At 54.5% G+C, this 15,613-nt stretch carries 13 protein-coding genes; all 13 read left to right on the top strand.

All coding sequences use genetic code 11. The features are described from left to right. Nucleotides 1–108 precede the first annotated feature (108 nt). The 13 genes from rsmH (at nucleotide 109) to ftsA (ending at nucleotide 15,546) form a co-directional block, all read left to right on the top strand. Nucleotides 109–1,065, top strand: a complete 957-nt coding sequence (gene rsmH / locus ACTH5D_RS11230; protein WP_441671234.1) for a 16S rRNA (cytosine(1402)-N(4))-methyltransferase RsmH — start codon at nucleotides 109–111, stop codon at nucleotides 1,063–1,065. A gap of 2 nt (nucleotides 1,066–1,067) precedes the next feature. Continuing rightward, complete coding sequence (ftsL, locus tag ACTH5D_RS11225; protein ID WP_441671232.1) at nucleotides 1,068–1,403, top strand: cell division protein FtsL; 336 nt, start codon at nucleotides 1,068–1,070, stop codon at nucleotides 1,401–1,403. Continuing rightward, entirely contained in the window at nucleotides 1,400–3,106 is a 1,707-nt protein-coding gene (locus ACTH5D_RS11220) for a peptidoglycan D,D-transpeptidase FtsI family protein (RefSeq protein WP_441671230.1), read from the top strand. Before ftsL ends, ACTH5D_RS11220 begins: the two co-directional genes overlap by 4 nt. A gap of 16 nt (nucleotides 3,107–3,122) precedes the next feature. Beyond that, nucleotides 3,123–4,616, top strand: coding sequence for a UDP-N-acetylmuramoyl-L-alanyl-D-glutamate--2,6-diaminopimelate ligase (locus ACTH5D_RS11215; protein ID WP_441671228.1), 1,494 nt, complete (start codon nucleotides 3,123–3,125; stop codon nucleotides 4,614–4,616). Next, nucleotides 4,616–5,974, top strand: a complete 1,359-nt coding sequence (locus ACTH5D_RS11210) for a UDP-N-acetylmuramoyl-tripeptide--D-alanyl-D-alanine ligase (RefSeq protein ID WP_441671226.1) — start codon at nucleotides 4,616–4,618, stop codon at nucleotides 5,972–5,974. The genes ACTH5D_RS11215 and ACTH5D_RS11210 overlap by 1 nt, the downstream gene beginning before the upstream one ends. A 9-nt stretch (nucleotides 5,975–5,983) precedes the next feature. Further along, a complete protein-coding gene (mraY, locus tag ACTH5D_RS11205) occupies nucleotides 5,984–7,066 on the top strand; it encodes a phospho-N-acetylmuramoyl-pentapeptide-transferase (protein WP_192535909.1) in 1,083 nt (360 codons plus the stop codon). A gap of 60 nt (nucleotides 7,067–7,126) precedes the next feature. Beyond that, on the top strand, nucleotides 7,127–8,515 hold the full coding sequence (gene murD / locus ACTH5D_RS11200) for a UDP-N-acetylmuramoyl-L-alanine--D-glutamate ligase (protein WP_441671224.1): 1,389 nt from the start codon (nucleotides 7,127–7,129) through the stop codon (nucleotides 8,513–8,515). After that, complete coding sequence (gene ftsW, locus ACTH5D_RS11195) at nucleotides 8,512–9,693, top strand: putative lipid II flippase FtsW (protein WP_441671222.1); 1,182 nt, start codon at nucleotides 8,512–8,514, stop codon at nucleotides 9,691–9,693. The genes murD and ftsW overlap by 4 nt, the downstream gene beginning before the upstream one ends. 18 nt (nucleotides 9,694–9,711) lie before the next feature. Beyond that, the gene (gene murG, locus ACTH5D_RS11190; protein ID WP_441671220.1) at nucleotides 9,712–10,809 is read left to right on the top strand and encodes an undecaprenyldiphospho-muramoylpentapeptide beta-N-acetylglucosaminyltransferase; all 1,098 of its coding nucleotides are present in this window, start codon (nucleotides 9,712–9,714) and stop codon (nucleotides 10,807–10,809) included. Nucleotides 10,810–10,826: 17 nt separating this feature from the next. After that, entirely contained in the window at nucleotides 10,827–12,275 is a 1,449-nt protein-coding gene (murC, locus tag ACTH5D_RS11185; RefSeq protein ID WP_441671236.1) for a UDP-N-acetylmuramate--L-alanine ligase, read from the top strand. After that, nucleotides 12,272–13,192, top strand: a complete 921-nt coding sequence (locus ACTH5D_RS11180; RefSeq protein WP_441671218.1) for a D-alanine--D-alanine ligase — start codon at nucleotides 12,272–12,274, stop codon at nucleotides 13,190–13,192. Before murC ends, ACTH5D_RS11180 begins: the two co-directional genes overlap by 4 nt. Before the next feature lie 36 nt (nucleotides 13,193–13,228). Then, nucleotides 13,229–13,942: a cell division protein FtsQ/DivIB gene (locus tag ACTH5D_RS11175; protein ID WP_441671216.1), complete on the top strand. Its 714-nt coding sequence runs from the start codon at nucleotides 13,229–13,231 to the stop codon at nucleotides 13,940–13,942. A 314-nt stretch (nucleotides 13,943–14,256) separates the two neighbouring features. Further along, nucleotides 14,257–15,546, top strand: a complete 1,290-nt coding sequence (gene ftsA / locus ACTH5D_RS11170; RefSeq protein ID WP_096280661.1) for a cell division protein FtsA — start codon at nucleotides 14,257–14,259, stop codon at nucleotides 15,544–15,546. The last annotated feature ends 67 nt before the right edge of the window (nucleotides 15,547–15,613 follow it).

Here is a 15,613-nt window from a genome sequence, read left to right as displayed (position 1 = left end):
GCGCCTAGAGGAATGGCTGTCCACGACAGAACCCGGCTTATCGGCCGACTCCCCTTTTTTATACCAAGGCGTGCATGCACGCCTTCCCAAATCTTCTGTGAGAGAAACATGTCTTCTCCTGACGCTGAACAGGTTGCTAACCGCTTTCGCCATACCAGCGTATTACTGGAGGGTGCTGTCGATACCTTGGTCAATGACATCCAAGGTGTTTATCTAGATGGTACTTTCGGGAGAGGTGGTCACTCACGCGTGATCTTAGATCGGCTTGATGAGCAGGGCCGGTTGCTGGCGATGGACCGCGACCCTCAGGCCATTGCGGCTGCCGCTGAAATAGACGATTCACGCTTTCACATTACCCAGCGTGAGTTTGCCCAGCTGAGCGAGTTTGCTCGTGAGCGGGGCGTGTTCGGAAAGCTTTCAGGGATACTGCTAGATGTGGGCGTTTCATCGCCGCAGCTGGATGATCCTGAGCGCGGGTTTAGTTTTATGCGTGATGGCCCACTGGACATGCGCATGGATCCTACTCAGGGGCAAAGCGTTGCTGAGTTTCTGGCGCGGGCGAGCGAAACCGAAATTGCCTACGTGTTCAAAACCTATGGCGAAGAGCGCTATGCCAAACGCCTAGCGCGTGCCGTAGTGACCCGACGCATTGAAAAGCCGTTTACTCATACGGTGGACTTAGCAGAAGTGCTGAAAGTTGCTCATCCTGCCTGGGAAAAAGGACGCCACCCCGCAACGAAAGCATTCCAAGGGCTGCGCATTTTTGTCAATGGTGAGCTTGAACAGTTGGACAGCGCGCTTGACGCCGCGTTAGAGGCGTTGGCACCCGGTGGGCATTTGGTTGTGATCAGCTTTCACTCATTGGAAGATCGTCGTGTGAAGCGCTTTATTCGTCATCACGTGCGCGGCGATACTCATCTGCCGCGCGGCGTGCCTATCCGCGACGATCAGTTGAATCGACGCCTTGAAGCGCTGGGCAAAGGCGTGCGGCCAAGCGACCAGGAAGTGGATGCTAATCCTCGTTCACGCAGCGCCGTGATGCGGGCTGCGCGTAAACGGATGTAATTATGAGCATGGATCGGATTGAGCAGTGGGCAACCACGCTACGCACCGAATGGCCCTTTCAGCTGCGCCTGCGCACTTGGCCCGTCATTATCAGCCTGTTGTTTTTACTCTGCATGGCCTCTGGGTTGGGCGTCGTCGTCACGACGTATATGACCCGAGTTCAATTTGCTCAGTTGCAACAGCTAGAGCAAGAGGAGAGTCAGTTGCAAACTGAATGGGGGCAGCTATTGCTTGAGGAGGGCGCTTGGTCAACACCTGCGCGCATTGAGCAAATTTCTACTGATCGCCTGGGTATGCGAATTCCTGATGTCAACGATGTCGAGGTGATTCGACCATGATGCGTGAGCGTCGAGGCGGCACCTCTCGTCAGCAGCCCGTTGCGCCTCCTTTAGGCGGCGGGCGTTTTCTTTTTATACTTATCGCCGTTGCGTTAGCGTCTACGATTCTCATTGGCCGTATCACTCTTCTGCAGGTGATTGATCGTCCCTTTTTGCAGAGTCAGGGGGATGCCAGAACCCTTCGTCATGAAGCGATACCTGCCCACCGGGGCATGATTACAGATCGCAATGGCGAGCCGCTGGCAATTTCTACACCCGTAGTAACGCTATGGGCCAACCCGCAGGAATTGCCAGTAGACGCTATTCAGCGCGTGATGTTAGCGCAAGCGCTAGGAATGACGCTGGACGATTTTGAATCACGGGTCTCGCGTTATAGTGAACGTGAATTTATGTATTTACGTCGTCAAATGACGCCTGCCGCCGCTCAGCAAATTCTCGACTTGCGCACCCCGGGCGTTTATCCCCAGCGTGAATATAAGCGCTATTATCCTGCCGGTGAGGTGGCTGCCCAGCTGTTGGGGGTGACCAACGTGGATGATATTGGTCAGGAGGGGTTAGAGCTCTCTTATCAGTCCTACTTAGCTGGGCGCCCGGGGCAGCGCCGCGTTATTAAAGATCGCCGCGGCCGCTTGGTGCGCGAGCTGGGTGTGATTAGTGAGGCCCAGCCAGGGGGCGAGCTGATTTTAGCAATTGATCAGCGCATCCAATACATGGCCTACCGCGAGCTGCGGGCGGCGGTCGCTGAGCATGATGCGGATGGCGGCGTGCTGGCGATGATGGATGCGCGCACTGGGGAGGTGTTGGCGATGGCCAACCTGCCTTCCTACAACCCCAATAACCGGGCGGGGCTTGATCCTCGTGGGCTGCGTAATCAGGCGCTGGTGGATGTGTTTGAGCCAGGCTCGGTAATGAAGCCATTGGCCATGGCCGCCGTGCTGGAAAGTGGTGTCGTTGATCGTGATGCCCTGGTAGACACCTCGCCTGGCTGGATGCGGCTGGATCAGTTTACCATTCGCGATTTCCGTAACTACGGTGAGCTAGATCTAGCGGGGATTCTTGAGCACTCTTCAAACGTGGGTATGTCTCGTTTGGCGCTACGCCTCAGCGATACCGCGATTTGGGAAAAGTACAATCAGTTAGGATTAGGGCAGGCGCCTGGTACAGGTTTTCCCGGCGAGTCAACAGGCAGTTTGCCTGCTCCAGTGCGCTGGTCGCGCAGCGAGCGGGCAACGCTTTCCTATGGATACGGCCTATCCGTTTCAGCGGTCCAGTTGGCGAGTGCCTTCACCGCTATTGCAAACAACGGCGAACGTTTGCCGCCGTCTTTATTGCGCCTATCTGAACCGCCTCAAGGTATACCAGCGATGTCGCCCACGGTTGCCAATGACCTGCTTAATATTCTTGAAACCTCGGTTGCCGCCTATACCGGTGGGCGACGAGCACGCGTTGAAGGCTACCGTGTAGGGGGGAAAACGGGCACGGTGCGTAAAATAGGCCAGCAGGGCTATACCACCGATGCTTATCGCAGTGTTTTTGCTGGGATTGCACCTATTTCAGACCCGCGAATTGTTACCGTTGTCATGATTGATCATCCCAAAGCGGGTCAGTTTTACGGCGGCGCCGTTGCGGCACCCGTGTTTTCCAGTGTGACGGGTAATGCTTTACGCTTGTTAGACGTGCCGCCGGATCATGAGGCGGAGTAGCTTTTAAGGAGATGGCATGACGCTGAGTCCAGGCGATGTGTTGACGGCGCTCAGGCAGGTATGGCCAGCGTCACTGCTGCCCGTTGACCTACCTACGCTCCCTGCAGAGGTGCGGATCGAAACAGATTCGCGCAAGCTGCAGCCGGGTGACATTTTTGTGGCGGTGCCGGGTAGCCAGCGTGACGGTCGCGATTTCATTGAGCTGGCCATTGAGGCTGGCGCTGCGCTTATCTTGGCGCAAGGGCTGCATGACGATATGCAGTTAGAAGGGCGGGTGTTGGCGTTACCCCATCTGTCAGCGCGGCTGGGTGAATTTGGCAGCGCATTGTTTAAAGTGCCGCCTGATCTTGAGGTCATCGGCGTTACCGGTACCAATGGTAAGAGCTCGGTGACGCATTACATCGCGGCTCTCAGCGAGGCGCTGGGAATCAAAGCGGGTGTCATTGGTACGTTAGGCATGGGGCGCCCCGGTGCGCTTAATGATAGCGGCTTAACAACGCCGGGTCCGCTGATGCTTCAAGCGGCGCTGGGCGAGCTTGCACAGCAGGGCGTTCGTCGTGTCGCGGTAGAAGTCTCTTCTCACGCGCTTGATCAGCGGCGCTTGGAGGCCGTCAACGTTAGCGTGGGCGTGTTTACCAATTTGACCCGCGATCATCTGGATTACCACGGCAGCATGGCAGCCTATGCGGCCTCAAAAGCTAAGCTATTTCGTCGCTCAGAGCTTAGCTTAGTCGTTGTGAACGGTGATGATCCGTTGGCGCGTTTAATGCTGGCAGGCTGTGCCAAAGGCGTTCGTGTCTTGGCGACGGGTCAAGACGAGGCAGTCACGCTCAGAGTGATGGATTGGCAGGCCTTTGAGCATGGTCAGCAGGCAATGATTGCAACGCCGGAAGGCGAAAAAATGCTGTCGTTAAAGCTTATGGGGCGTTTTAATTTAGACAATGTGCTGCAGGCAATAGCCGTGCTTTATGGGATGGGAGAGTCGATTGATGCGCTCTTTGAGGCCGCGTCATCGCTTACTCCCGTGCCTGGTCGCATGGCGCTTTACCGCGATACTGGCACGCCTAGTGTGATCGTCGACTATGCTCATACGCCAGACGCTCTGCGCAGTGCATTGCAAGCGCTGCGATCGCACTTAGGCAGTGCAGGCAAGCTATGGTGCCTATTTGGCTGTGGTGGCGATCGCGATACGGGAAAGCGTGCCGAAATGGCCAAGATCGCCGAACAGCTCGCAGATAACGCTGTGGTTACCGACGATAATCCTCGCTATGAGGCAGCTGCGGACATTCGTCAGCAAATATTGGCAGGCTTCTCCGCTGCTGCAAAGCCCATTGAAATAGCGGATCGTCGCCAGGCAGTGGCGACCGCTATTCACGATGCTAGTCCTCAGGACGTGGTGCTTATCGCTGGAAAAGGGCACGAGGCGTATCAGGATATTCAGGGGGTGCGCCACGCCTATGAGGACAGTCAAGAGATCCTGCGCGCCTTTGCTGCACGGAGAGCCTTATAATGCGCTGGACGCTCGGTCAGCTCGCCACAATGCTGAGCATTGCCGTGCCTGCCGCCAATGCTGAGTTGTTGATCAGCTCGCTCGTTATCGATAGCCGTAAAATTGAGCCTGGATGTTTGTTTGTGGCGCTAAGAGGCCCTAGTTTTGATGGTCATGACTTTGTCAAGCATGCCTATGAACTCGGCGCTGCAGCGGCTTTGGTCGATGTGCCTATCGACAGCAATTTGCCTCAGTTGGTATGCCCCGACACGCGCTTAGGTCTAGGGCTGCTCGCTGGGGCGCATCGCCAAACATGGCACGGCGCTTTAGTGGCCGTGACTGGCAATAGTGGTAAAACGTCCGTTAAGGAAATGTGTGCGGCGCTGCTGGCCCCTTTGGGCAATGTTTTGGCCACTCAAGGCAATCTGAACAATGATATCGGTGCGCCGCTTACGCTATTGAGGTTAGCGCCGAGCTACGCCGCTGCCGTGATAGAGCTAGGGGCGAACCACCTCGGTGAAATTGCCTGGACGGTTCACATGGCAAAGCCTGACGTTGCGCTTATTACCAACGTGACCGGTGCTCATGTCGGTGAGTTTGGCGGAATGGGCCAGATCGCTCAGGCGAAAAGCGAAGTGCTGGACGGCCTAAGTGAGAATGGTACAGCCATAGTGAATCGCGACGATCGCTATTTTTCCTTTTGGGCCGCGCGCAATGCACCTCGGCGATTAGTGAGTTTTGGCTTTCACAGCTTGGCTGATGTTAGTGCCTCAGCGCTTTCCTGTGATCCTCAAGGACGTTATGCTTTCACGCTTATGCATAATGGCGAAGCGTTAGGCCGCGTTCAACTGCGGTTGCTGGGTAAGCATAATGTAAGTAATGCGCTGGCAGCGGCGGCAGCGGCGTTAGTGCTAGGCGTTACTGCAGAGCAGGTTGTTGAACGCCTTCAGTCTCTGCAAACGTTAGCAGGTAGGTTGGCCGTTGTGCCCGGTTTACGCGGTGCTAATGTGCTAGACGATACATATAACGCTAATCCTGGCGCGGTCAAGGCGGCTCTAGATACGCTGGCAAGTTTTCCTGCGCCACGCTGGTGCGCGCTAGGCGCGATGGGGGAGCTAGGCAGTGAGTCGGACGCGCTGCATGCAGAGATTGGCCGCTATGCCGCGGCACTAGGGATTGATGAACTGTTGACGCTAGGTGAGGCCGCCCGTGCCGCCAGCGATGCCTTTGGTCGAGGGCTGCATTTTAACGATCACGAGGCGCTAACGCGCCATGTCACTAATACTTTGCCGCCTGATACCACGTTGCTGGTGAAAGGATCGCGCAGCGCAGGCATGGAACATGTCGTTAAAGCGCTGCGTTCGGATGAAATAAGGTAAACGCCGTTCATGTTACTTCACTTGGCGAATTTTTTATCGCAGTACCAATCTGCTTTCCAGGTTGTTAATTATTTAACCCTGCGGGTGATTTTAGGTGCCCTCACGTCATTAATGCTTTGTCTGTGGCTAGGGCCATGGATGATCAGGCGTTTGGTTGAAGGGCAAATTGGTCAAGCAGTGCGCGATGATGGACCTAAGTCCCATCTCTCTAAAGCAGGCACGCCCACGATGGGCGGAGCAATGATACTGCTGGCTATTGCGATCAGTACCTTGCTGTGGGGTGACTTAACGAATCTGTATATTTGGATTGTCTTGGCGGTCACCTTAGGTTTTGGCGCCATTGGCTGGGTGGACGATTATCGCAAAGTGGTTGAGAAAAACCCGCGGGGTCTGCCTGCTCGCTGGAAATACTTTTGGCAATCTATCGTTGGGTTAGGAGCCGCGGTGCTGCTTTATGTCACCGCCTCTACGCCGGTTGAAACCAGTTTGCTCGTGCCGCTATTTAAAGACGTTGCTTTGCCTTTGGGCGTTTTCTATATCGTTCTCACCTATTTTGTCATTGTCGGTAGCTCCAACGCGGTGAACTTGACTGATGGTCTTGATGGCCTGGCTATCATGCCTACCGTGCTGGTGGCGATGGGCTTGTCGGTTTTCGCCTATGCGAGCGGTAATACCGTATTTGCCGACTACCTGCATATTCCGTTTATTGCCGGCACCGGTGAGCTAGCGGTTTTTTGCGCCACGATTGCCGGTGCTGGGCTGGGTTTCTTGTGGTTTAACACCTATCCAGCACAAGTTTTTATGGGCGATGTGGGCGCGCTAGCACTTGGCGCTGCGCTCGGCGTGGTGGCGGTGATTGTTCGCCAAGAAATAGTGCTATTTATTATGGGCGGCATTTTTGTTCTCGAAACGGTGTCAGTGATTCTTCAGGTGGGGTCTTACAAGCTGACCGGGCGTCGTATCTTCCGTATGGCGCCGTTGCACCACCACTATGAATTGAAAGGCTGGCCCGAACCTCGCGTCATCGTACGTTTCTGGATTATTACCGTAGTGCTGGTGTTACTCGGCCTTGCGACGCTCAAAATTCGTTAATGCACGTGGTCATGACGGCTACGCCTATTGGGCGTGGCATTGTGCGACAAGGAGCCGTTGATGGTTCGAGTAGCTAAAGGTTTGACGCTGGTAGTAGGGCTAGGGGTCTCAGGTCGCGCTATTTGCCGTCATTTAACGCGCTTAAATCTGCCCTATATGGTGGCCGACACGCGCGTCGCGCCACCGGGGTTGGATGACTTTCGCGCTGCCCATCCTGGGGTTGCTATTCACTGTGGCTCGCTCACGGCGCTTGATTTAAGCGATGTAAAAGAGGTAGTAGTGAGCCCCGGTCTTGACCCTCGTATGGCGGGGCTAGAAAGCCTCGCTGATCAGTTAAGCCCTGACACCGGTGAGCCAATGGTGGTGGGTGAAATTGCGCTCTTTGTGCGTGCAGCCCATGCGCCTATTGCGGCGATCACAGGGTCTAATGCGAAGTCGACGGTTACCACTCTATTGGGCGACATGGCGGCTGCCGCCGGTGTTGATGCAGCTGTTGGCGGCAATTTAGGTACTCCTGCGCTGGATTTGTTGGCCAGCCATCCTAATGCCGAGCTTTTCATATTAGAGCTTTCCAGCTTCCAGCTTGAGACAACGCCTCATTTGGGCGCCCGCTGTGCTGCCTTTTTAAATTTGTCGGAAGATCACCTTGATCGTCATGGTGATATGCACGGGTATCGCGCGGCAAAGCAGCGAATCTTTACCGGTGCACGGCATGCCGTTGTCAACGCCGATGAGCCTTTAACGTGGCCGGACCAGCCGGTTACCCAGATTGCTCACTTCTCAACGAAAGCGCCCAACGATTTTGATTGGGGTTTGGCGCTTCATCACGATACCTTGACATTAATGCAGGGCAATAGGCCTTGGCTGGCGGCTGATGAGATGCCGATGACCGGCCAGCACAATTACGCAAACGCACTTGCCGCGCTGGCCATGGGGCAGGCGCTAGGCTTTGCCGAGGCTCCCATGTGTAATGCGCTTCGTGAATTTAAAGGCTTGGCACACCGCAGTGAAGTGGTGGCGCGTATTAATGATGTTATCTGGGTGAACGACTCTAAAGGCACCAACGTGGGGGCTACCTTGGCGGCCATTAACGGTATTGGTGCCTCGCTGGAAGGGCGCTTAATTCTATTGGCTGGCGGAGTCGGTAAGGGGGCGGATTTTTCGCCTTTAGCGACGCCGCTTGCCTCATGCGCACGGCATGTGCTGCTCTTCGGCTTAGATGCCCCGCGCTTAGCTGACGCCTTAATTAAGCATGTGAGTGCTCAAGAAGTAGACAATTTATCCCAAGCCATGGAGGCTGCCTTTAAACTTGCTCAACCCGGAGATTGTGTGCTCTTATCCCCCGCCTGTGCCAGCCTAGACCAGTTTGCCAATTATCAAGAGCGCGGCGAGATATTTCGACGCTGGGTAGAGCAGAAGGCACAGCGTACGACCGAGGCTTCGCTATGAGCAGACTTCAGCGTTTGCGCGGTGCGCTTACGACTCGCGATTTACCTTGCGATATTTGGCTAATTATCACAGCCGTGGCTTTAGCCGGGTTGGGGTGGGTGATGGTCAGCTCAGCGTCGATTGGCCTGCTGGATGATACCTTTCACTACTCTCGTCAGCATGGCGTTTTCTTGGTGATCTCTATTGTCGCCTGTATCTTTATGCTTTGTGTCCCGCTTGAAGTGTGGCGCCAAAACGCTGCATTGATTCTTATGGCCAGTATTTTTCTATTGATCCTGGTGCTGTTCGTTGGCCAAGAGATTAATGGTAGTAAACGCTGGATTGCGTTGCCGGGGCCATTGCCTAGCTTGCAGGTCTCTGAGTTTGCCAAAATTGGGCTTATTTTCTACATGGCGGCGTTTATGTCGCGCTTTACTTATGATCTCCGTCAGCGGGCATTTAGCATGTGGCGCCCGCTTGCTGTGCTGGCGGCACCGGTTGGTCTGCTGTTTCTAGCGCCTGATTTTGGCGGCATGGTGGTGCTCTCTATTTGTGTGATCGGTATGCTAATGATGAGCGGAGCATCGCTGGTATTACTGATTGGTAGTGGCGGGTTGCTCGGTTCTGGCGCGGTCATGATGGTCATCATTGAGCCCTATCGACTGGCGCGCTGGACCAGTTTTCTCGACCCCTGGGCGGATCAGTTCGCTACTGGCTATCAGTTGACTCAGGCGTTAATTGCGTTTGGTCGCGGCCATGTGACAGGCACTGGTTTGGGCAATAGTGTGCAAAAGCTGCACTATTTGCCTGAGGCACACACCGACTTTATTTTTGCCGTCATCGCTGAAGAGCTCGGTATGATTGGCGCCATTATTGTTGTCTTACTGTTTACTATTTTTATTGCCCGCGCGATGTGGGTGGGGCGGCGTGCTGAGCTGGCGGGCCATCTGTTTGGTGCCTACGTCAGTTACGGTATTGGCTTTGTCATAGCGGCTCAAGCATTTATCAATATCGCGGTGAGCTCTGGGTTGCTGCCTACCAAAGGACTAACGCTACCGCTGATAAGCTATGGCGGCTCAAGCCTGTTGGTGACCGGTATGATGGTGGGGCTGCTGCTGCGCGTCGATGCCGAAACACGCCATCGTCCTCGGCGTGCCTCCACGCCTTATAAACCGCGCCATGAGCCGCGTTTATCTTAGGCATTTTAGGAGTTTAATGTGACCACGAATGCACGTCGAAGAGTGCTGATTATGGCAGGTGGAACCGGTGGCCACGTGTTTCCAGCGCTTTCCCTCGCGCGGGCACTGCAAGCGCAGCAAGTAGGCGTTGAATGGCTAGGCAGCCCTAGGGGCATTGAAAATCGCCTTGTTCCTGAAGCGGGCATTACATTGCACACCATTGCCGTAAGCGGACTACGCGGCAATGGATTAATGGGCTGGCTCAAGACGCCGCTGAATCTTACCCGCGCTGTTTTGCAGGCGCGTGCAGTTATTCGCGATTTTAAACCCCAGGTTGTGGTAGGGCTGGGCGGCTTTGCCAGCGGCCCCGGTGGGCTTGCGGCATGGCTAATGCGCATCCCGCTGATTATTCATGAACAGAATGCTGTGGCGGGGCTCACCAACCGCGTTTTATCACGCTTCGCCAAGCGCACCTTTGCGGCATTTCCGGAAGCCTTTGGCGCGCGAGCCGACGTTATCGGCAATCCGGTACGTGACGATATTGCCAGCCTAGGCAGTGTGCCGCGTGATGTGACTGTACTGTCCGCGCGCCCTCTACGACTGTTAGTAGTGGGCGGCTCACTTGGCGCGGTTGCACTTAATGAACGCCTGGCGCCTGCTTTGGCGCAACTGCCTGAAGAGCAACGCCCACAGGTACGCCATCAGGCAGGCAATGGTCGTGACGCAGATACCGCCGCGCTTTACCAGCGGCACGGTGTTGTCGCAAAGGTCAGTGCGTTTATCGATGATATGGCCGCTGCCTATGATTGGGCTGACCTTGTCGTATGCCGTTCGGGCGCCTTAACGGTCGCTGAGCTGGCCGCGGCAGCCAAGCCCGCACTGCTGGTGCCTTTTCCATTCGCGGTTGATGACCATCAGCGTATCAATGCCCAGGTGTTGGTAAACGCCGGTGCTGCACAGTGCGTTGTTCAGTCAGAGCTGACCGTTGAGCGTTTAACCGATTTTTTAAATGAATTGCTCGTCCCAAATACCCTGGCAATGATGGCGTCTAAAGCGCGCCAAGCCGCCCATTTAGACGCAACAGAGCGCTTAGCGGAAGGGTGTTTGACGATGGTGTCGTTAGGAGACTCCGCGTGACCGATCTAATCAAGTCCATGACGCCCCAGCGTGGTTGTACAACGGCTCCGGGAATGCGCCGCATCCGGCGTATTCATTTCGTGGGCATCGGTGGTGTCGGTATGTGCGGTATCGCAGAGGTGCTCGCCAATCAGGGTTACACCGTTAGTGGCAGTGACATGAGCGCCTCCTCCGCGGTGGAGCGGCTGCGTCAATGTGGTGTTTGTGTCGAGATTGGCCATGCTGAAGCCCACGTTGATGGGGCGGATGTGGTGGTCGTATCAAGCGCCATTGACGACACGAACCCGGAAATTCGCTGGGCCCACGAGCACCGCGTGCCGGTTGTGCGCCGGGCAGAAATGCTGGCGGAGCTGATGCGTTTTCGACACGGCATTGCGGTTGCCGGTACCCATGGTAAAACGACGACGACCAGCTTAACGGCGACGCTGCTCGCGGAAGGCGGGCTTGATCCGACGTTTGTGATTGGTGGAAAACTCACTAGTGCCGGTGCAAATGCACGCTTGGGCGCCGGTGATTACTTGGTCGCTGAAGCCGATGAATCGGATGCCTCGTTTTTGCATCTTCAGCCGATGGTATCCATTGTTACTAATATCGATGCTGATCATATGGCGACGTATGGTGGGGACTTCGAACGCCTGAAGAGCACCTTTATCGAGTTTCTGCACAACCTGCCGTTTTATGGATTGGCGGTACTCTGCATTGACGATCCGCACATTCGCGGTCTCTGCGAGCAAGTTAAGCGCCAATTCGTGACCTATGGGTTTGACAGCGATGCCGACTATCGCATTGTAGATTTTTCACAGTGCGGCGGTGAAGTCACATTTACTGCGCTGCGTCCGGGAGACGTTGAGCCGCTAAAGGTACGTTTAGCGATGCCTGGGCGTCACAATGCATTGAATGCTATGGCGGCGATTGTTGTGGCCACCGATGCCGGCGTTAGCGATGCCGCTATCTTAAGCGGTTTGGCGGGCTTTGCTGGAGTAGGGCGTCGTTTCCAGGTACATGGCCACTTTCCTGCACCAAAAGGAGATGGCGACATCATGCTGGTAGATGACTACGGTCATCATCCGCGTGAAGTCGACATGGTGATTCAGGCCATTCGCGCAGGCTGGCCCGAGCGCCGCTTGGTAATGCTCTATCAGCCCCATCGCTATAGCCGGACCCGTGATTTGTACGAAGACTTTGTGCGGGTACTTTCCCAGGTTGATACGCTGGTGCTGCTGGATGTTTATAGTGCCGGTGAGGCCGTTATTCCCGGGGCGGAAGGGCGAACGCTGGCAGGCTCTATTCGCCAGCGTGGCGAAGTGGATCCGCTATTTGTAGAGCACAAGCATGAGCTGCCAACGCTGCTCGCCAACGTGCTACGCCCCGGTGATGTTTTAATTACTCAAGGGGCAGGCGATGTGGGCGGAATTTCTCTTCGCCTGGCGCAGGCGCAGCTAGTGCTGAATGAGGTAGAACTGTGAGCACCAATACACAATCCCCTGAAAACGTCGTTGTGGTTTACGGCGGCACGTCTGCTGAGCGTGATGTGTCGCTCAAAAGCGGTGCCGCGATTCTGAGTGCGCTGAAGCGTAAAGGCGTGGCGGTATGTGGCTATGATCTTTGCGATAAAGGTTTAGTCGGCTTGGAACAGCTGGCGCCTTCCGTAGTATTTGTCGCTCTGCACGGTCGCGGTGGAGAAGATGGAACGCTACAGGGCGCTTTGGAATTGCTCAATATCCCTTATACCGGCAGCGGTGTTCTGGCCTCTGCGCTGGGTATGGATAAGCAGCGCACTAAGCAAGTATGGCGCGCGGTGGGTCTGCCAACGCCTGAAAGTATTATGCTGGATGCAAGCTCCGACTGGTCTGCCGTGGTAGCTAAGCTTGGTTTACCGTTGATTGTGAAGCCGGTGCATGAAGGCTCAACGCTTGGTATCAGCATTGTGAAAAGTCAGGTAGCGCTGGAAGCGGCCTTCCAAGAAGCAGCGCAATTTGATGCGCGCGTCATGGCGGAGCGTTTTGTCGTTGGGGATGAGTACACCGTCGCGCTGCTGGGTGATCAGGTGCTTCCGGCGATTCGCGTTGAGGTGCCGGGTGGATTTTACGATTACGAAGCCAAATATATCTCCAGCACGACTCAGTATCATCTGCCCTGCGGTTTGTCTGTTGAGCAAGAAGCCGTGCTTGCAGTGCTCTGCCAGAAAGCGTTTGCCGCCATTGGCTGCGAGGGCTGGGGTCGGGTTGACGTTATGCACGACGGCGAAGGGCGCTTTTGGCTACTAGAAGTCAATACAGTGCCGGGTATGACCGATCATAGCCTGGTTCCTCAGGCGGCCGCTTACGCTGGGATTGATTTTGATGATCTCGTGCTACAAATACTCAACACCACAGGCGAGTAGTAACAGCATGAAGAATGCCTTATTAAAAAGTGCCTTATGAAAAGGCGTAATGCTTGGCTGGGGATTATCCTGCTTGCTTTGCTCATGGGAGCGGGCGGGCGGGCGCTTTGGCTGTGGCTAGATCGCCCCATTGAGCGGGTATCTATTCGCGGCGAATGGGAGTACGTGAGCGCTGATTATTTGCGCACTCAGCTTGCTCCGCTGGTGGTTAATGCCACTTGGCTGTCGGCAGACCTTGGTGAGCTACGTGACCGAGCCCTCAATATAGGCTGGTTGAACGAAGTGCGTATTTCCCGTGAATGGCCCAATGCCTTAGTGTTGGAGCTGGTTGAGCAGCAGCCCGTTGCACGTTGGAATGATGATTTCTTAGTTAATCCCAAGGGCGAGGCTTTTGCCTTTGCGCCGCTTTCTCCACCGTCCGGGCTCCCAGATTTAGCAGGGCCTAACGGAAGCAGTGAAGAAGTATTGCGTTATTACCAGCGGCTAAAACCTCACTTTACACAGCTATCGCTTGATCTTACGCAACTGCGTTTAGAGCCAAGGGGGGCTTGGCGGTTACAGTTAAATGATGGTGTTTGGGTAATGCTGGGTCGTCGGGAGCACGAAGTCCGCTTAGCCAGGTTGTCTGCATCATGGCAACGAGAGCTATATTCTCTTGGTGACAAGATTCGCTATATTGATCTTCGCTACCCTAATGGCGTTGCCGTTGCGTGGCATGGGGAAAGTGAATTTGAGGAGCCAGATGAGTAACAATGCTATTACTTAGTGCAAATAAGGTGTAAAAGTGAGTGATTGCCATCGCCGAAAAGTCGATATTAGGCTTCATTTTGCTTTCAAAGCCTATTATTGTGTGTTTGTACTAGTCGTATTGCTACTATTGTTTCTATACTATGGCCCAGGTGCAGGTTAAATAGTTTTTTTAAATTCGACTATTTGTACTTAGCAAGAGTCGAGAAACATCACTGATTATTTTTGGGTTGTTCGCCTTCAATGTTTAACGTTGGATTAAGCGCCTCCCTATTTATATTTACCTTTAAACATGACGTAAGGAGATTTACCGACTCATGGCAGGCTCACCCAACGCATCCAATATGGTGGTCGGGCTGGACATTGGAACGTCCAAGGTCGTCGCGATAGTCGGTCAACCTACCGATGACGGCGGAATTGAAATTGCCGGTATTGGCTCGCATCCTTCGCGTGGGATGAAACGTGGAGTGGTGATCAATATTGAATCCACCGTGCAGTCTATTCAGCGGGCAGTAGAAGAAGCTGAGTTAATGGCTGGCTGTGATATTCACTCGGTATATGTTGGCGTCGCGGGCAGCCATATTAGCTCAATGAACTCTGATGGCGTCGTGGCTATTAAAGAGCGTGAAGTAACCCCTTCAGATATTGAGCGTGTTATTGATTCGGCTCGTGCTCGTGCTATTTCAGAAGGGCAACGCGTCCTTCATGTGTTACCTCAAGAATTTTCGATTGACGCTCAGGGCGGCATTCGTGAGCCACTAGGTATGTCAGGCGTACGTTTAGAAGCTCAGGTACATTTGGTCACCGCGGCGTTAAACGCGGTGCAGAATATTGAAAAATGCGTGCGTCGGTGTGGCTTAGAAGTAGACGCAATTATTTTAGAGCAGCTTGCCTCAAGCATGGCCGTGCTCACAGAAGACGAGCGTGAGCTGGGCGTGTGCATGGTAGATATCGGCGGCGGCACTACCGATATGGCTATCTTTACCGAAGGTGCTATACGTCATACGGCGGTTATTCCTATTGCTGGCGACCAAGTCACCAACGATATTGCAATGGCATTGCGTACGCCCACGCAGCATGCAGAAGAAATCAAAGTTAAATACGCTTGTGCGCTTACTCATTTAGCGGCAAGCGATGAAATGATTAAAGTTCCTAGTGTCGGCGATCGCGCTGCTCGTGATTTATCACGTCAGGCGCTTGCTGAAGTGGTAGAGCCACGTTACGAAGAACTGTTTACGCTAATACGAGATGAATTACGTCGCAGTGGCTATGAGGATATGGTCGCTGCAGGGATAGTGCTTACCGGCGGTACTTCGCGCATGGAAGGCGTTAGCGAATTGGCGGAAGAAATCTTCCATATGCCCGTTCGTATCGCTTGCCCCCAAAATGTAAAAGGTTTGGCGGATGTCGTCCGTAACCCGATTTATGCTACGGGTGTTGGCTTGCTGCACTATGCCTTGCAGGAAACGCGTCATGGGCAAGGCTTGAAAAGCCACGGGGGAGTTGTTGCAGCTCATAAAGGCCGTAACGAACTTGCCCGGCGTGATATCAAGGAAGACCATTCGACGCTGGCAAGATTTAAAGGCTGGTTCAAAGGAAATTTCTGACAGGGCCGCAAGTGCGGTTCAGGAGACGGGGCTTATGTTCGAATTGGTAGATAACGCACCCTCGAGC

The sequence above is a fragment of the Halomonas sp. genome, from assembly GCF_052095695.1.
In the GTDB taxonomy this organism is placed as follows: Bacteria; Pseudomonadota; Gammaproteobacteria; order Pseudomonadales; family Halomonadaceae; genus Vreelandella.
Note: the sequence above shows the minus strand (reverse complement) of the source record. Positions and strands in the feature narration are given on the sequence as shown.